The organism is Mesorhizobium sp. B4-1-3, assembly GCF_006439355.1.
GTDB lineage: Bacteria > Pseudomonadota > Alphaproteobacteria > Rhizobiales > Rhizobiaceae > Mesorhizobium.
The window spans coordinates 35,843-52,879 of the sequence record NZ_VFTG01000022.1 but is presented as its reverse complement, the minus strand read 5'-3'; the positions used below and the strand labels follow the sequence as shown (position 1 = coordinate 52,879).

The 17,037-nt window shown below is 59.7% G+C and carries 16 protein-coding genes and 2 pseudogenes; 8 read left to right on the top strand and 10 right to left on the bottom strand.

Annotated features, from left to right (window positions below; genetic code table 11):
* Positions 1 to 63: 63 nt before the first annotated feature.
* Positions 64 to 1,608 carry an ATPase domain-containing protein gene (locus FJW06_RS23165; RefSeq protein WP_140754841.1) on the bottom strand — a complete coding sequence of 515 codons (1,545 nt, stop codon included), beginning with the start codon at positions 1,606 to 1,608 and terminating at the stop codon, positions 64 to 66.
* A 157-nt stretch (positions 1,609 to 1,765) separates the two neighbouring features.
* On the opposite strand from FJW06_RS23165, the pseudogene FJW06_RS23160 reads away from it, so the two are divergent.
* Positions 1,766 to 2,036 (top strand): annotated as a pseudogene (locus tag FJW06_RS23160) (DUF736 family protein); the annotation flags it as partial.
* 94 nt (positions 2,037 to 2,130) lie between these two features.
* On the opposite strand, the gene FJW06_RS23155 reads toward FJW06_RS23160, so the two are convergent.
* Positions 2,131 to 2,277, bottom strand: a complete 147-nt coding sequence (locus tag FJW06_RS23155; protein WP_140754911.1) for a helix-turn-helix transcriptional regulator — start codon at positions 2,275 to 2,277, stop codon at positions 2,131 to 2,133.
* A 261-nt stretch (positions 2,278 to 2,538) separates the two neighbouring features.
* Between FJW06_RS23155 and FJW06_RS30705 the strand changes: the two genes are divergently transcribed.
* Positions 2,539 to 2,733: a DUF6499 domain-containing protein gene (locus tag FJW06_RS30705; protein ID WP_140754839.1), complete on the top strand. Its 195-nt coding sequence runs from the start codon at positions 2,539 to 2,541 to the stop codon at positions 2,731 to 2,733.
* Positions 2,734 to 2,884: 151 nt separating this feature from the next.
* Complete coding sequence (locus FJW06_RS23145; RefSeq protein WP_246674797.1) at positions 2,885 to 3,343, top strand: DUF2285 domain-containing protein; 459 nt, start codon at positions 2,885 to 2,887, stop codon at positions 3,341 to 3,343.
* A 190-nt stretch (positions 3,344 to 3,533) separates the two neighbouring features.
* Here FJW06_RS23145 and FJW06_RS23140 read toward each other — a convergent pair whose 3' ends face one another.
* Both FJW06_RS23140 and FJW06_RS23135 read right to left on the bottom strand, forming a co-directional pair.
* Positions 3,534 to 3,839, bottom strand: a complete 306-nt coding sequence (locus FJW06_RS23140) for a hypothetical protein (RefSeq protein ID WP_140754835.1) — start codon at positions 3,837 to 3,839, stop codon at positions 3,534 to 3,536.
* A gap of 358 nt (positions 3,840 to 4,197) precedes the next feature.
* The gene (locus FJW06_RS23135; RefSeq protein ID WP_140754833.1) at positions 4,198 to 4,662 is read right to left on the bottom strand and encodes a hypothetical protein; all 465 of its coding nucleotides are present in this window, start codon (positions 4,660 to 4,662) and stop codon (positions 4,198 to 4,200) included.
* Between the two features lie 1,158 nt (positions 4,663 to 5,820).
* Here FJW06_RS23135 and FJW06_RS30870 point away from each other — a divergent pair.
* From FJW06_RS30870 to FJW06_RS23115, 4 genes are all read left to right on the top strand, one after another.
* The gene (locus tag FJW06_RS30870; protein WP_210238989.1) at positions 5,821 to 6,186 is read left to right on the top strand and encodes an SDR family oxidoreductase; all 366 of its coding nucleotides are present in this window, start codon (positions 5,821 to 5,823) and stop codon (positions 6,184 to 6,186) included.
* A gap of 36 nt (positions 6,187 to 6,222) precedes the next feature.
* Positions 6,223 to 6,561 (top strand): periplasmic heavy metal sensor, encoded by a 339-nt coding sequence (locus tag FJW06_RS23125; RefSeq protein ID WP_246674796.1) that lies wholly within the window; start codon positions 6,223 to 6,225, stop codon positions 6,559 to 6,561.
* Positions 6,562 to 6,692: 131 nt separating this feature from the next.
* Entirely contained in the window at positions 6,693 to 7,844 is a 1,152-nt protein-coding gene (locus FJW06_RS23120; protein ID WP_140754831.1) for a hypothetical protein, read from the top strand.
* Positions 7,837 to 8,574, top strand: coding sequence for an ABC transporter ATP-binding protein (locus FJW06_RS23115; RefSeq protein WP_140754828.1), 738 nt, complete (start codon positions 7,837 to 7,839; stop codon positions 8,572 to 8,574). Before FJW06_RS23120 ends, FJW06_RS23115 begins: the two co-directional genes overlap by 8 nt.
* A gap of 597 nt (positions 8,575 to 9,171) precedes the next feature.
* Here the strand turns inward: FJW06_RS23115 and FJW06_RS23110 are convergent.
* Positions 9,172 to 10,356, bottom strand: a complete 1,185-nt coding sequence (locus FJW06_RS23110) for an aminotransferase class V-fold PLP-dependent enzyme (protein ID WP_140754826.1) — start codon at positions 10,354 to 10,356, stop codon at positions 9,172 to 9,174.
* Positions 10,357 to 10,504: 148 nt separating this feature from the next.
* A complete protein-coding gene (locus FJW06_RS23105; RefSeq protein ID WP_140754824.1) occupies positions 10,505 to 11,344 on the bottom strand; it encodes an ABC transporter substrate-binding protein in 840 nt (279 codons plus the stop codon).
* Positions 11,345 to 11,536: 192 nt separating this feature from the next.
* Here FJW06_RS23105 and FJW06_RS23100 point away from each other — a divergent pair, with 192 nt between their 5' ends.
* A complete protein-coding gene (locus FJW06_RS23100; protein WP_140754822.1) occupies positions 11,537 to 12,556 on the top strand; it encodes a LysR family transcriptional regulator in 1,020 nt (339 codons plus the stop codon).
* Here the strand turns inward: FJW06_RS23100 and FJW06_RS23095 are convergent.
* The 4 genes and pseudogenes from FJW06_RS23095 to FJW06_RS23080 all read right to left on the bottom strand — a co-directional run bounded on the left by FJW06_RS23095 (position 12,510) and on the right by FJW06_RS23080 (position 16,274).
* Positions 12,510 to 12,976, bottom strand: a pseudogene (locus FJW06_RS23095) (RidA family protein). The gene FJW06_RS23100 and the pseudogene FJW06_RS23095 overlap by 47 nt on opposite strands.
* 88 nt (positions 12,977 to 13,064) lie before the next feature.
* Positions 13,065 to 13,868, bottom strand: a complete 804-nt coding sequence (locus FJW06_RS23090) for an amino acid ABC transporter ATP-binding protein (protein WP_281404896.1) — start codon at positions 13,866 to 13,868, stop codon at positions 13,065 to 13,067.
* Positions 13,865 to 14,812, bottom strand: coding sequence for an amino acid ABC transporter permease (locus FJW06_RS23085; RefSeq protein WP_140754907.1), 948 nt, complete (start codon positions 14,810 to 14,812; stop codon positions 13,865 to 13,867). The genes FJW06_RS23090 and FJW06_RS23085 overlap by 4 nt, the downstream gene beginning before the upstream one ends.
* A gap of 784 nt (positions 14,813 to 15,596) precedes the next feature.
* A complete protein-coding gene (locus FJW06_RS23080) occupies positions 15,597 to 16,274 on the bottom strand; it encodes an outer membrane protein (RefSeq protein WP_140754820.1) in 678 nt (225 codons plus the stop codon).
* Positions 16,275 to 17,037 lie beyond the last annotated feature (763 nt).

Genomic DNA, 17,037 nt, shown 5'->3' with positions numbered 1-17,037 from the left:
GCCGCTGGCCCATCTCGGCCGATCGGGGCGAGGACAAGAACCGCGCTGGCCTCTATTTCAGGCTTAATAGTTGGCACCGCGCACCGTTGGCAATTCTTCGTCGCCGCGATAGATCGGTGTGCCCGAGAAGATCCCTGAGAACTGCGTAAGCGGCGGGCCAAGTGCAATGCCATTTGGCGTAAGTTGGAATTCCCGGATCGTATGCTCGTGATTACCGCTGCGTTTCTTGACGACCGAAAGCGCGCGCCGAACCGAACCACCGAACTCAAAATAGCGCAGCATAAGGACTGCATCGCTCAGATAGCTGATGTCCAGAGGAGTATCCATCGGTCCAACCAGGCCATGCTGCGCGAGAATGAGGATAGTGGTTACGCCCTGCTGTCCGAGGTAGGTCAGTAATTCATGCATCTGCAGGATCAAGAAGCGTTCGTCGGGCATCGCGTTCAAATAGCCATTGAGGCTGTCGATAACGACGACTTTGGCTTTGTCTTGCTCGACACTTGCGCGCACGCCGGCGGCGAATTCGCCTGGAGAAAGTTCAGCGGGGTCGATCTGCTGCAATCTCATGGTTCCATTGGCCAGCGCCTGATCCAGCCGCATGCCCAATGTCTGCGCGCGCGCCTCAATCGTGCCGCGACCCTCGTCGAAAGCGAAATACACGGCGTGCTCGCTTCGTTGAGTCGCAGCCAGGGCAACGGTCAAGGCCAGGGAGGATTTCCCGACGCCGGCGGAGCCGATCAACAAAGCGTTGGTTCCCCGCTCGATCCCACCTCCGAGCAATTTGTCGAGTTCGCGGTTCCCAGTTGATGCGGGTTCGACCACAAACTCCCTATGATGCTCAGCAGCTATCAGTCGCGGGAAGATTTTGAGCCCGCCCTTTGCAATCGTAAAATCGTGATACCCGCCACGGAACCGGATGCCTCGCATCTTGATGACTCGAATCCGACGCCGTTCCGCACCGTAGTCCAGCGCCAGTTGCTCCAGGTTGACCACCCCGTGGCATATCGAGTGCAATTGCAGATCCGTATCCGCTGACGAAAGGTCGTCCAGTAGAACGACCGTGCAGCGACGTGCGGCGAAAAAATGTTTGAGTGCAAGAACTTGCCGCCGATACCTCAGCGAGTTCTGAGCGAGCAGACGTAGCTCCGACAAGCTGTCGAACACCACACGCGTAGGATCAAGGGCGGCAACCTTGTCAAATACCAGGTTTGTCGTTTCGCTGAGTTCGACTTCGGCGGGGTGCAGGATTGTCAGCTCACGGCTGGGATCGAGCGATGTCTCCGGAGGGACCAACTCGAAAATGTCGATCCCATCAAGGGTCCAACCGTGCCGCTTGGCCACCAATGCCAGCTCACGTTGGCTTTCAGACAGCGTTATGTAGAGGACGCGTTCGCCGAGGCGTACGCCCTCGAGTAGAAATTGAAGCGCGATCGTGGTTTTGCCGGTGCCGGGGCGGCCCTCGTAAAGATACATCCGGTCGGGGTCAAACCCCCCACCTAAGATATCATCCAACCCTTCACTGCCCGTAGAGACTCGAGTTTCTCCCAAATCTTCAATCTGGCCATTGCCGCTTACTGCTCTGGCGCTCCCCTTGTGATCGTCGGTCATGTCTTCTTCCCCTCAAGTCAAGTAAAACGGCGGACAATGCTGGCTCGCTCGCTGAACCGAGACAACGCCGTACGGCAGCGCGAGTTCCCGGCGCTTGACCCTACTCGACGCCTTCGAAGACGTTCCTTGCCCACGTCCTCGTCCGCAGACTGATCGCCTCAGCGTCCAGTCCAAGGGCGTGCGCATCGTCCCCGATCCGCGAGCCAGCGGTCAGAACGCGCCAAGCCACCGCTTGGTGGTCGGCAAGGCCGAGATCGGCGCCGCCTGGTCCAAGCGCTCCAACGAGGAGGGCCGTGACTATCTCGGGGTCAAGCTGGACCCGAGCTTCACTGCTCCGATCTACGCCAACTCTTTTCGCCGACGAGGAAGGCGAGGGCCACAGCCTCATCTGGTCCCGCCCAACCGCCGCAACGGCGAGTAAGAGCTAGCAAGCCCGTTCGGCTTCGGTCGGACGGGCTTCGGCGTCTGGCACCAGCTTCAGCGGTGAAGCCGCGATCAATTGCTCTTTCGCAACAGAATCCATTATCGGGCAGTACTTTTGTCGAGCGCGTTCACAATCGCCAATGTACTGTTCGCGATCGGAATCCGCGCCCCGCGTTCGAAATCAGCGATCGTCTGCCGTGCGACGTTCGCCGCACGGGCCAAACCATCTTGGCTCCATCCCAACATCGGCTCGCTGCTCGATCAGCCCGCCTCGTCTCTTGCGGCCTGGCGCGCCTTCAGCGCGTGGGGTCAAGGTGATGACGAGGCCTATCGCAGCTGGACGAACACATTCAATATACTGCAAGGCGCAAGCCAATAGACCTTGCTAGCGCACCGGCCTGAGCGCCGGGCCCGGGTTCTCTCCTCGTCCATTCGTCAATGACGGAATCCAAGGATTTCGCTTAACGCCGCATCTCCCTATCAAATCCTTGAGAAGGGAAGGATCGAATGAAGCCGGATACATCGCAGTGGCGTGACCCACAGGCATATGCATTCGTCAAAGGCGCCGCCGCCGATGAGATTGCGTGGGAATTCCTGCGACGCAATCCCCTGTATCAGCGGGACTTCGCAACCTCCCGCTCGGCTAAGGCGATGCGCGCACTCCGCAAGCGTTGGGGTTTGCAGTTTCGCTGCCCGGCCTGACCAGTCGGCTGTCGAGCAGCCCGTCTATTAGGCGCCTCAGATTAACCCCGCGGTCGTGAACGTTGTCGAGGTTCCGCCCGAACTGCGAACGGGGAGCAGCGTCTCCGGCGTCCCCCTGGCCGCGGGTCGGCGTGATGGGGTCGGACTTCACATGCGTTCGTCGCCGGGCGGCATGCAAGTGGCGGTCTTTGGCGACACGAAGCCGGGCGAAGCGCTTGCCGCTATCATCCCGCTCGACGACATGGCGCACGACCGGCTGCAAGCCATCGAGCGGTTCATTCGCTCGATCCACAGGCAGCACCTTCCCGACGCCCGTTTGACCTCGGCCCAGCGCCGGCGCCTCGGCCACATGCTGCGATGCCTCGATGGCCGGGAAGAGCAGGCCTCCCATTTTGAAGTTGCAACCGCCTTGTTCGGTCGGCGACTGGTCAGCGCCGCCGACTGGCACGACTCGGCTTTTCGATATCAGACCCATCGCTTGGTGCGCGACGGCCTGAACATGGTCGAGCGCGGCTATCGCCAATTGCTGCGCGCGCGACGCGTCATTCGTGAGACCGTTCCGGCGCCGCCTGGCCACGCGTTGCCTGCAGGCCCAGGCATACGATTCTGAAGTGAACGGGAGCTTTGCGCCTTCATCTCGGCCATTGAGACAAACTTAGCTTCTGCCCAAACGCGGACATTCTGGGTGACATGCTGGAGGTCGTCATGCGCCTGAACCAGACGATGCGAAGTGGATCCCCATCCGCATTGCTAGGGTTCGGCGTCCAGTCAGTCCCCACGCCTGGCTCGCCGCCGACCAACTATTGGGCGCCGGGCGTCCATTCGGGCAGCGGCGCCAGGCTGCGGTTGAACTGCTTCCACCACATGGTCTCATCGACCTCACAGCAGGCGCGAAGCATGGCGTGCGCCTTCTCGAAAGCCTGGGTGGCGAGTTCATCGAATGTCATCCGCGCATCATATGGCACCGATACCACCAGTTCCTGGCCGGTCTGTGTGCCGCCTTCGTCAACCTGAAGATAAAGCCAGACGACGAAATGCGCGCCTTGGCCGCTTGCGTCCGCATTGCCGATCTTGATGCGGTCGATGCCTGCTGCGGTGACTTTCATGCAGGGGCCCCTTCATTCGAATTCATGATGAAGTCGAGAAGTTCGCTGCGATCATGAAGGTTCCGAAGCCGTTGTCATTATGGTGAAGAGGTGGTTAGGCCCCTCGAGCTTTCTTATGAACTTCACATAGGTTGGTGAAAATCAGGAATTGCTGAAAATCAGGCCGACTGATCGCATCTAGTGCCGGACCTCGGCGGACACCGTTGGTCAGTTTACCTTTGAGGAGAGTGATCGCGGCCACCGGATGCAAAAAGAATACGGGCGACGCTCGCCCGTATTCTCATAGTTTGCGATGTTAGGCCCAAATGCATCTGCTTGGACTTTTAGCTCGCTGTCTTTTCAGCTTTCCGAGGCGACGTTACTCCCTCGCATGGGTCAAAATGCGAAATACCGGCCAATGAGCAATCGCTTCACGTAGTCTGCTGAAAAGCTTCCCTTCCATGCCGATGGCAGACCGAACTTGAACGGCAGCCCATCCGGCTTTCATGGTCCCGCCGACATGGCAATGGCAGACGACAGCGTGCAACTGCCAATCCGTAAGCTCGAAGAAGCGTTTCGCTTCGCCATAGGTATCGTTCTTCAATCCTTGCGCGCGCAATATCGGATCAGCGAACGCGACGCTGAGCGCAGAGTCCAGGGATCGCGCCTTGTCACGCACGTCCAGGGTCATGTACTCCGTCCCGGGGAAGGCGGCGAGGCACCGTTCGGGATTTCGCTCGAGCAGCATGGCCCAATGTTCCAAACGCTGCCCTCGCGTCATAGCCGGAAAGGATACTTCGACTTCCGCGACCTCATGTAATTCTTCAAGTGTCTGATGTTTCATGGCCGTCTCCTGTTGGCGAGGCGCTCTGCCTGCAGAATGCACAGATCGGAATGGGCCTCGGTCGTCCCTACGCAGGCGAACCAGCGGTGGGTCGGGAAGTTCCATTGGCGAGAAAATTTACAGTGTGCCCGCTTCAATTTCCCGCTGTCTCTGTGCCTTGGACCATCCTGCGCAACGAGCCACTGCGAATGCTTCGACCAGCCGTCGGAGCAATCGGTAATCCTTCAGGTCCTTGTAAGGCGTGAGAACTAACTCCCCTGGCACGCACCGAAGCTGTTCTTCATCGATCGCTTCTCGTGCGCCTTGATGACGCTTTGGTAATGCCGCCAGGTCGGGCCAGCGCCTCTCACTGCATCTCTTTCGATTCGAGAGGCAATTTGGTGGGCGTGCAGATAAGCGCGGGCCTCAACTAGGTCAGCCGAATTCGCCGAAATGGCATCCCGGATCGGTCCACAGCTTCCCGAATATCAGCCTGAATCGCAGCGGGCGCTTTCTTCGAATTGCCTTGCGTGATGGCTTCGATCACCTCGGCATGACGAACTTGTCCTGTGCGTGCTGCGCCGTCACTCTCGTCGCCGTTTGATCATGTCCAATGACTTTGAACAAGCCTTAGAGCGTCCGGAATTCTGCGTTACAAGACAGGGCGGAGTGATGATCCCATTTGGAGAGCGGGTGAGATGCGTTTTGAAGACAAGGTCGTAATCGTCACTGGGGGCAATTCCGGAATCGGACGTGGAATAGCGCGGTATTTCGCCAAGGAAGGGGCCAGACTTGCTCTGGTCGGTCGGGACGATGCCAAGGGCTCGGAAGTGGAAGCGGAGATAGCCTTTGCGGGGGGAAGAGCTACTTTCTTTCAATGTGATCTGGCAAGCGAAGCTGCTGCGGCGGAATTGGTGGACAAGGTTGCCCAATGGGGCAGCCTGGACGTCCTCGTCAACAATGCCGGGGTCGGCTCCCGCCGATCAGGAATCGAGGCCAATGAATCCCCGGGCCAGCGCTGGTCGAAGTTGCGCGGTCCCAATCTCGATTCGACCTACTTCGTCTCGTCCTACGCGCTTCCGGTGATGCGCGACTGCGGCGGCGGGTCGATCGTAAACATCTCGTCGACGGCCACACTGCACGGAAACTGGGGATTGTACGGGGGTTGCGAAGGCGGGAGTGGAGGCGCTAACACGCTCGCTGGCGATCGAAGGTGCGCCATTCGGCATCCGGGCAAATTGTGTCAGCCCCGGCTGGATCGCCACTGAGCTCGATGAAAAGGAGCCTGCGTCGAGCACCAACGCCTCGGGCGAATGGGAAGTCCCGCCGGGTGTGTTCAACCGCATGGGAACACCTGGCGAAATTGCTGCGGCGGTCGCGTTCCTTGCAAGTGAGGAAGCATCCTTCATCACCGGTCAGACGCTTGTGGTCGATGGCGGATTGTCGATCCTTGATTACACGTCCCTGTCGCTGCTGAAGACGCGCGGCCCTGCGCTGTTTTCGGGAACGTTGGCAGATACGTCCACGGACCAGGAATCGAAGTGACAAAATCAAAGGCGCGTCCCCGGTTCCGGTGCGAAGATGGTCCGTGTTTCTGAAACAAAAGCCGCGGTCCGTCGTTTTGTGCTCGCGCTGTCGCTTGCCCTCAACTTCTTCTTCATCGGCTATGCCACGCATCGCCTGCGCCAAGCGGCCGTTGCGCGCGGGCTGCTGGCGGAAGTCGCGGGCGCCTATTCGCCTGAGGTGCGCAAGAAGTTCCATGCGGTCATGCGCGACAACCGCGGCCGCACGTTCGAAGCGCTGCGGCAACTGCGCGCGGCGCGCGCCGACCTGGCTGCGGCCGAGAAGGAGCGGCCTTTCGACGAGGCGGCGGTCAGGCAGGCGATGGGGACGGTGCGCCCCGCCACGACCAACCTATAGGCAGCAGGACTGCCTGCTTGCCTCGATGAAGAACGTCAACGCAAAGCCGGCCGGAGGAGGGTGAGCCATCGCCCCACTCGCGGCACAATTGCCGTGACCTATTCTCGTGTCGGAACCATGATGACGAACCAATGCGGCACGATGGGCTTGTCCTGATACTGCTCCGGCGCGAGCTGGTCGCCGGCCTGCGGGCGATGCGACGCCGCGATCTGGCCTGGATCGGCCTCGGCGGCGGTGGGCTGCTGGCCTATGCGATCGCCGATATCGTCATTGCTCTGCATGCCGCGGCCCCGAAACTGCGGCACGACCAGCTTCTATGGATGCTTGGGCTGCCAATCACTTTCGGCGCGCTGGGATGCCTGGCCGGCAATGCAATGTCGCGGCTTTGCCTCTCCCGCGCCTTTGCTCCCTTCCTCAAGGCGCTGCCGCTCGCTGCCGCGGAGCGTCGTCGCATGGCGGCGGCGGGAGCCTTCGCGCTTGGTCTTCCACTCACGCTGACGATCGCCACGTCGGTCGCCGTCGCTTGCGCCGTCATTGGAAAGCCGTTGCCGGCGGCTTGGAGCCTGGGCGCGGCGATCCTGTTTGCCTTGGCCTTCGGCACGGCCGCCCTTTGGCGGCTGCGGCGGCCACACCTTCTCATCGATGAGGCTGCAAGTGAGGCGGCGCCGGTTGGAAGGCCCTGGCTGCGCCGTCTCGACCGGGCGCGCCCGCGCTGGCTTTCGAGCTGGGCCTGGAAACTGCCGGGCGGCCTTTTGCGGCCATCATGGAAGCTCGCCGCGGCCGGCCTGCTGCTCGCGGTCGCGGCCATCCTTGGCGCTTGGGCAAGCCTTGCCGGCCGCACGGCCGGGCCGGCTGCGGTCGCGGGCCTGGCGGGTGGCATTCTCGTCTTCATGCTCAGCCTGCGCTGCCAGCCGCTCGGCTCGCCGGTACTGCGCACGGCGCCCATCGGCTTCAGCCGTGTGTGGCTGCGGCTGGTGCGGCTTCCGTTCCAATTGTCGCTCGCCTTCTTCCTGCTGCCGGCGGGCGCGGCGCTCGCCGCCGAGCCGTCGGCGTGGGCCGTGCCGGTCGCGAGCGGCCTTTGGCTCCTGGTGCTGAACGGCGCCTACGCGGTGTTCGGCGCCTATTTCCTCGACGCGCCCTTCGTCGCCATGCTGAGCTTCGCCGGCGCGCTCGCCTATGCCAGCTACGAGACGCTCGAATATGGCCGCACCGTGCTGATCGGCCTGGCTGCGCTGGTGTTCTTCCTGTGGCACCGAACCCGACAGAGGTATCGCAATGGCTGAAGTCCTCGCCGTCAACCGGCTCAGCGCCGGCTATCGCGGGCGCACCGTGGTGTGCGGCATCGATCTTTCCCTCCGCCGGGGCGATATACTCGGCCTGCTCGGCGCCAACGGTTCGGGCAAGTCGACGCTCATCAGGGCGATCACCGGCCAGATCCCGTTGCTCGGCGGGAGCGTGATGATCGGCGGCGTCGACCTGGCCGCCGCGCCGGAACGCGCCAAGGCCGGCTTCGGCCTCGCCATCGAGCCGCACGAATTGCCGGCGCCGCTTTCGGGGCGCCAGTATATCGAGCTCGTCGCCTCGATCCGCGGCTGCGCGCCAAACGATCTGCCGGGCACCGACCTCCTGGAGCGGCTGGGCCTCGGGCGCTGGATCGAGCGTCCGATCGCTGAATATTCGCTTGGCACGCGAGCCAAGGCCGCGATCGTCGCAGCACTCCTCGGCCAGCCGCCGCTTCTGATCTTCGATGAGACGCTGAACGGCCTAGATCCGGTAGCGGCCTGGGAGGTGAAGCGCGTCATCGCCGCGCTCGGTGCTAGCGGCCGTCACGCCGTCGTCGTCTCGACCCACGTGGTGGAGGCGGTGCCCGCACTCTGCAATCGCGCAATGTTGATGGCCGATGGAAGTCTGGGCCGGAGCTGGGATGAGGCCCAACTGGCCGAAGCGGGCAGGGCGCCCGGCGCTTTCGAGCAAAGCGTCATGCACGCGCTGCGCGGGCGCCAGGCTGCCTGATGTCGCAGACCGAACCGCTCCGCCCCATTGTGTATTTCTGAACCCAAAGCCGCCTGGCTGGAACGGCGCGGAAAGGCGACCTTTTCAAAAAGCCGCCATTCCGCTTTCGTGAGAGTTTCGGGCACCGGCAGGCGTATGAAAGCTCCCGGGGAAGGAGTGGACAGGCGGCTCTACAATTGGCCGCCGATTGGGGTTCTTGGAAGCATTTCGAACTTTCTGTCTCTCATCCTCAGTCGAATTAAAAGCGCATATGAAAGAGATCGGAGGCAGTGTTTGGCGCGATACTCGTTCTGCCCGATCTGATGGGAATGGTTGATTGGATGCATCAATCGCGTCCGCTCGTCAGGGAATACGGATACCGCCGACGGAGTGCTGTCATTGCAATCGTCTGCCAACTCGACCCCTTTGCAAGCTATGGGATGGTTCGCAGCTTGAAATCCTGTCCCCGCACCAATTTTGTCATAAATCAATAACCGTCCCGGTCTAACTGGGACGGTTTTTTGCGTTCTGGAAAGGCAGCTTTGCGCCTCATTTCGGTCATTCATTCAGTCGGAAGCGTCGATCGAAAGCGGACAAAGGAACCGTCGTGTTGCGGATTCAAGCCGAACGCAGAACGTCGAGAACTTGAGCAACCTCGGTTGTGTCGCTGAAATAGTGAGGCGAGAAGCGGATTGCCCCATTCCTGACGCTGCATCTCACCCTTGCCAGACAGAGTCGGTCGAACAGGACATCGGTCTGGACTTTGCGACTGCGCAGCAACACGATCCCAGACAGCGACGCTCGCGGCCAATCGCTCACGACCTCCAAACCTATCCGCTTGACCTCTTGGCGAAGTTGCTCACCCAGGGAGAGAACATAATCCTCTATCCGACTCACGCCGACCGCTTGGATTTCCTCAAGCCGCTCGGTCAAGCCGAAGATGCCTGCGGCGTTCTCTGTTCCTGGTTCGAACCTTCGCGCGTCTGGGAGAAAATCCAGCTTGCGGTGGAACGCGAAAGGTTCATTGACGCTCAGCCATCCCACCACGCTGGGACGGACACGCTCGAATGCCCGTCCCGAGAACGCCACGAATCCTATGCCCAAGGGGCCAAGCATCCACTTATGCGCGCTGACAACTACGACATCCACTCCGTCCTTGGCCATGTGGAGATCGAGCATCCCGACCGACTGCGTCCCGTCAACCACCAGCAGGGCGTCGTGGTGGGAACAAACTTCGGCGAACGCGGCCAGATCCACGCGAAACCCGCTGTAAAACTGAACTTGGCTGACCGCTACCACTCGCGTTCGTGAGTCTGTCAGCGCTCGAAGGTCGTCGGCCAGAAGGGCGCCATTTCGAGCCTTCAGCTTGCGTACTTCGACGCCTTTTGCCGCGAGGGATTCCCAGATGAGGTAGTTCGAAGGAAACTCAAGCTCCGCCACTATGACATTGTCGCCCTCCAGCCAGTCAAGGCCAAGCGCAACCAACGACATCCCGTGGGAAGTGTTCTGGATGTAGGCGACTCGGTCCGGTGTCGAGCCCACCAGCTTCGCCGCAAGCTCGCGGCCCATCTGTTGAACGGGGATAGCCGCGTTGACGGCATCTTTGATGTCGACACAGTGTAGCCCTGTTTGCCTCGCCATGGCTTCACTCACCCTGCGTGAAATTGGCGAAACGGCGGCGCAGTCCCAGAAAACGCACTTGTCGACGACCGGATACTGGGCACGGATGGCGGCGATCTCGTCCTTACCCAGGGTTGGCCGGGGATCGGTCCGAAAGCCATTGTGTTCCGCTTGCGCGCTCATGCGTATCCTCGTGCGGCAGGTCCAGCAACGGCGCCGCCGTTATCCGACTTCTGTGACTTCTTTAGATCGGGGCGGCGCGCCGTGGATGCCGAGGCGCGGGTGGCAGACGGGCGTAGGCGGTTGCGCTGTCGCGACCCGCCACCAGGTTCTATTCGGCGATCTGATCAACTGACGTGATGATCCGCGACTTCTCTACCGCTGCCAGGGACATGCCGTACTTTTCCAGAATGGGTTTGTAGGTCCCGTTGTCGATCAGCGCCTGCAGAGCCGCACGCATCATTTCGGCGGTCGCAACGTCTCCCTTCGGAACGGCCACCCCCAGCGGAAGAATATCATAGACACCGGGCGCGATAACCAGCTTGCCACCGCTTGTCTTCTCATAGTAGCCGGCGGCGGTCGCATCATCGAGCCGCACATCCGCGCGACCGGTCAGTACGGCTTGGATGGTGTCCTTCTGTTCAGGATAGATCGCTTTGTCGATCGCAGGCTTTCCAGCTTTCGTGCATTCACCACTCAGCTTGTCGGCCGTGAAGTCGGCAGCCGAGCCGGTTTGAACAGCCACTTTGGCTCCGCACAGGCTGTCTTGGCCCTGGAACTTCGACACATTCTCGGGCAAAGCTGCAGCCACGGTTCCCGATTTCAGAAACGTGACGAAATCTACCTGCTTCAAACGGTCTTCCTTAACCGTAAACGTGGCCCAGGCGACCTTGATGCGGCCAGCCGTGAGGGCCGGAATCTGGGAAGCGAACGGAATTCGCTTCAAGTCGAGCTTGACCCCCATCAGCTTCGCGGCCGCGTTCGCGAGCTCGACATCCAGGCCGGCGGGCTCACCCTTTTCATCCGTATATTCGAATGGCGCATAGTCGAGGCCACTGGCGATCGACAAAGTTCCGGAGTTCTTGACATCGCCCGTAAGCCGCAGTTCGGCGGACAATGCCGGATACACGGCCAGTGCCGCGAACGCGGCCGTCAGAAACACCCTCTTCATATTGCTCCCCATCAGGATTTGTTGTGGCTCGGGCCAGAAGATCACACAATTAAGGCTGAATCGAATGGATATCATGCATCAAAGCTATGAGTGCGGTTCATGTAAGAATCCGACTTACCCATTGATCGCATTCATGGCATTTAGCTCAGATATTCGCGGAGCTGATTGTCCATCGGCTGAGAAGAACCCACCATGCCGGAGTTTTCCCTCAATCACATCGACCTGAACCTCCTAAAGACGTTCGATGTCCTGATGCAGGAACGCAGCGTCACGCGCTCCGCAATGCGCCTGGGGCGAACCCAATCCGCCGTCAGTCACTCCCTCGGTCGCCTCAGGGGGATTTTCAATGACGTGCTCTTCTCATTGGACGCCGGCCTGATGGAGCCGACCCCACGGGCAAGGGAACTCGCTGACGTGATATCCCGCGCGCTGGCCGATATCCGGCTTGTGGTTGACCGCCACCTCAATTTCGAGCCCGCGCAGACAAACAGGAATTTCCGCATTGGACTATCCGACTACACGGCTGTCACCTTCCTGCCGACCCTCATCGAGAGCTTTTCTGCGCTTGCACCGTACGCCACTCTCAATGTCGTCCACGCAAGGGAACCGGATGTTTTGGAGTCTTTGCGAACCCGGGAGGTGGAGTGCGCCGTTCTGGGCAATGCCAAGGTTGAAGGCGATCAATATGAGGTGGTCGAACTGTCGCGAGACAGGATGGTCTGCGGTGGATGGAAAGGCAACAGGCTTCTCGACGACTTCACTCCCGAACGATATCTGACCTCACCCCACCTGCAGATCTCCGCCGACGGCACAGCGGCCGGAGTGGCTGACACAGTTCTGCGTGGCATGGGCCTCACCCGCAAGGTAGTCGCTACCATCCCGCACTATCTGGTGGCGCCCTGGGTCATAAAGGGAACGCACCTCGTTGCGGTGTTTGGCGATGGCGTCCTCCTTGCTCTGCCCGAGGAGAGCGAGATCAGGATCGTTCCGCCACCAATCAACCTGCCCGAGGTGACTATATCGCTCATCTTCGAGCGCAACGTTTCGTTCGATCCGGGACACATATGGTTCCGAAACCTGATTACGAGCGTATCTGACAGCCAAAAGATACGAAAAGAACAAATCTATGAGCGGTTGGACTATCCTTTGCAATTGACGAAGCGCGTCAAAAGACCTCGGCGACTGCCTCGACCTCCACAGCGGCCCGCATAGGCAGTGAGGCAACGCCGACGGTGCTGCGCGTATGGCGACCGTGCTCGCCGAAGATTTCGACCATGAGATCAGAAGCGCCGTTCATGATCTTTGCATGGTCGGTTGAAATCAGCGGGGGAGGCAATAAACCCGCCCAGTCGAACGATTTGCTTGATCCCGTTGAGCGAGCCCAAGGCAGCGCGAATTTGCGAGAGAACGTTGATAGCCGACCCCCTTGCGGCCAGGGTCGCATCTTCGATCGACACGTCAACGCCGACCAACCGAAGCCAATAGCTTGCCATCAGATCCCATACAAAGTTGTCCGGAAACGAAAAGCAGGTTTCCTGCGCGATAGGTGGGAACGTAGTTGGCAACAACCTTAGGTGCTGCGGGAAACTCGATACCTAGCCGGGAGGCGCGCGCTTCAAAGCCAGTAATCATAGCAATATTCCCTCGTTTCGTTGCCATCTCTGGCAGCGTTGCAGACGGCATCATTCCAGATGCTCAAAACGACCGGGCAGTTGCCCCTTCAAAGAACGCGAGCAAGGAATTCTTTCGTGCGCGGCGACTTGGGACTTGCTATCATTTTCCTCGGATCGCCGGATTCTACGACGATGCCTCCGTCCATGAATATAAGCTGATCGGCCACCTCGCGTGCGAAACCGATCTCGTGCGTGACCACGATCATGGTTATGCCTTCCTTGGCGAGATCCTTCATGACTTCCAGAACTTCCCCGACAAGCTCGGGGTCGAGCGCCGACGTCGGTTCATCGAACAGAAGGACCTTGGGGCTCATCGCAAGCGCGCGGGCGATCGCCACGCGTTGCTGCTGACCGCCCGATAGCTGTTTGGGAAACGCATGGCGCTTGTCGGCCAGACCGACCCGATCGAGGAGTGCCATCGCCTTGGCTGTAGCCTTCGCAGCTGGCTCCTTCCTGACCCTGATGGGCGCCTCGATGAGATTCTCGAGGACTGTCAAGTGCGGAAAAAGATTGAACTGCTGGAACACCATTCCGATTTCGGCCCGTCGCTTGCAGATAGCAGACGGAGGCAGTTCATGCAGCTTGTTGTCTTCGAGGCGGTAGCCGACAAAATCTCCGTCGACGAGAAGAAGCCCTCCGTTGATTTCCTCGAGATGGTTTATGCAGCGAAGAAATGTGCTTTTGCCCGATCCCGAGGGTCCGATGATGCAGGCGACCGAACCAACTGGTACGGTCAGATCCACACCCTTAAGCACTTGCAGGTTTCCGTACGATTTGCGTATGCCCGCAGCATAAACCATGGTCGTAGGCGCGACGCCAAAGCGGCTATGATGTGTAGCGACCGTGTTCATGCCACCACCTCATTTTTGCGAAAGCGGAAGACATTTTTCCAAACCAAAGCGAGCGCGCCCCCTTGGTGCCTGGTCTCATCTCGCGAGTAGTAGCGCTCAAGGTAGTATTGCGCGACAGACATCACGGAGACGACGGCCAGGTACCAGAATGTCACCACTAGCAGGAGCGGCATCGTCTCGAATGTGCGGGCGTAGATCGACTGTGCCGAGTACAGTAGATCGCCCACAGCGATGATACTCACCAGAGATGTCGTCTTGAGGAGATTGATCGTCTCGTTTCCCGTCGGCGGGATTATCATCCGCATCGCTTGCGGCAATATGATACGACGGAGCGAGAGACCGGGGCTCATGCCGAGGCAGGCCGCGGCTTCGCCTTGGCCGCGGTTTACGGATTTCAACCCGCCACGCACAATCTCAGCCATGTATCCGCTTTCGTGAAGAGACAGGGCGACAACCGCAGCGACCATGGGCGTCATCACATCGTTTGTGGAAACGGAGAAAACCGTGCCGTAGCCCGGTATCCAAAGGCTGAAGTTCTTGATGACTAGCGACAGGTTGTACCAGAGAATGAGCTGGACAAGCGCCGGAGTACCCCTGAAAAGCCAGACAAATGCCATTGCGGGAATGGAAAGCAGCTTGCTCGGCGAAAGCATCATCAGAGCGGCGATCGTCCCGCCGACAATTGCCAAGACCATGACGATGAAAGTCAGCGAGATCGTCTGTCCCAGCCCATTCATGATCAACGGATTGAACAGGTAGGTGGCAACTACTGGCCATTGGAAGTTCGGGTTGAAGATAGCTGATCGTACTATGAGAAGTACGCCGACGACGACAAGCACAACGGCTGTCAGCCGCCAGGGATGCCTCAGGGGCACCACGGTCAGCGTGTTTGGGTCAATCTGCTGACGGCCTTCTTCCTTCACGGTCACAGGCGTTCCTCTCATTGCAAATGGCGCCTTCCCTTGCCAAGCGACGACGCTGTTTATTCCCGAGATCGCATTTTGCAACCATTCGAGGACGAGCGAGAACCTCGCAACAATCCTGCCATCCACCGACCGGCGGCGCGCGAAGGCATTGTGTTCCCCCTGTTTGATTAGCCGCTGAATGTTGAAGCAAGGCACGCAATTGATCAAATTGATAGGATGCATGAGAAGAATGAGCAGCAATCATATCGCTCAGCGGCTCTGAACCGGCTTCACTTTGTTCAGCGACTGCCCTCGGCGCCATCGAGGCTGGGTTGCCGGGTCTCTGCTAGACGAGGCCGAAACCGGCCGGGCAGCTATCGGTCCCAAAGCGGTCGACAGACGGTTCTATAGTTGGCCCTCGACTGAGGTTCCCCGAAATCGTTCGAACTTTCTGTCTTGAGCCACCGACGGAATTGCGCGCGCTTATGAAAGAGATCGGAATCTCGAAACAGGCTAGGAGCCTAGCCTGATCGATACGTCGCTCTCTGGAGTTTAGGGCTTGACGCCGAAAGGCATGAAACGGCGGGCGATGCAATACGTCAAGCCCGGCTTAACCTGTCACGCGCAGGCGGGAAAGATCTGCTGCACTGCTGGCTTTCGGGGAAGCAGTTTGACGGATAGACCGCCGGCGGCCGGAATAGGCCATCGCAGTAAGGGTATGGCCCGTCGCACCAGGGTCATGATTGCCGAGCCTGAAGAAACATGGCCGGCGGGTGACGCCGGCTATGGAGCCCATGAGGCCCGCCGCATATGCTAGCTCGGACTAGAAATGATAATTGAGGCCGACACGGACCGTGTCGAACTTGACGGCGTCGGTCGAGGGGTTGCCGAGCGAGTCGAAGTTTGGCTGGCCCAGGTCCACGTGCAGATATTCGGTCTTTAGGGAAAGCTTCTGGTTCATGGCCCATTCGACGCCGGCGCCAGCGGTCCAACCCCACCTTGTGTCACTGTAGCTGCAAGTCGGGGTAAAGCCGCATGCGCCGAGATCGGCGGATCCCTTGACATGGCCGACTGCGAAGCCGCCGGTGGCATAGGGCAGGAAACTATCGAAAACATAGCCGACGCGCGCACGGCCGGTGCCGAACCAGTCGACTTTTGCCGTACAACCCTCGATGCCACATGGGGGCACAAAGGGAACCTTTAGAACGCTCCCGTCAATATTGGCGTAGGAGACGTCACCTTCGAGACCGAAAACAAACTGACCCTTCTGCCAGTTGTAGCCCCCCGTCAGGCCGCCGACGAAGCCGTTGACATCGAAATCGACCGACGAGCCAACAAAATGGTATTTGTCCTTGTTCCACCCATATCCGGCCACGGCGCCGATGTAAGCTCCAGACCAATTGACGCTTGCAGCAGGCTCGCTCGTCACCACATCGGCCGCCAAAGCTGAACCGGCAATCAGCGACAATAGGCCAGCAATCAGGATGGAACGTAAGCTCATCGAAAAACCCCAATCGAACTCCCGTCTCCTACTTATCAGCGACTGTTGATATTTGATGTCTCATTTGCGCAACAGTATTCTGGATAACCCAGCAACGGGGAAAGCGTTCCTGGACTAGCTCTTCGCGACGCCGAGATCCCCGGCGACATCTTCGACCTGTGTAGACCTGATGCCCACCCCAAGCCTGTTTGGACGGGCCGACGGAACGAACCGCACGCGTCCCGAATTTTGGAGGATGCAACTCTTGCCTTCCCTATCATGACTCTTCTCGTCCAGCCGCGCTTAGCGAATGAGCCGTTTTCAGACCCGGGACTGCTTCTTGATTTCCGCTTCGGCGGTAGGGCAATCCTGTTTGACCTCGGCGATCTGTCGGCGCTTTCGCCACGTGAGATCCTGCGCGTTTCGCACGTGTTCGTGTCGCACATGCAATAGTTCGGCGCAACAAGGCAAAGCAGCTATGATGAGGCGAGGGGAGAGGCACTCCGGAGTCCATGATGCCTCTTTGGAGTTGCATAATTACCCCGATAGAGTTGGCGCTCGTTGGCGGAGTCTTCGACCGGCAGAAGGACTTGCCGGAAACGGCTGACAAGCGGGAGCAGAGGGCTTGCTGCGTCATCGCCTACGATCAAACCGGCATCGTCAACGAAGCAGAATTGATTGAGCTTTCTCGCAGGCCTCTCGGTCGCTGATCCTAGCAAGTCGCACTTCCTGGACCGCTGCTTTGCTCGGGTGCCTTGTCACTATCTTCAGCGGGCAAGCCGTT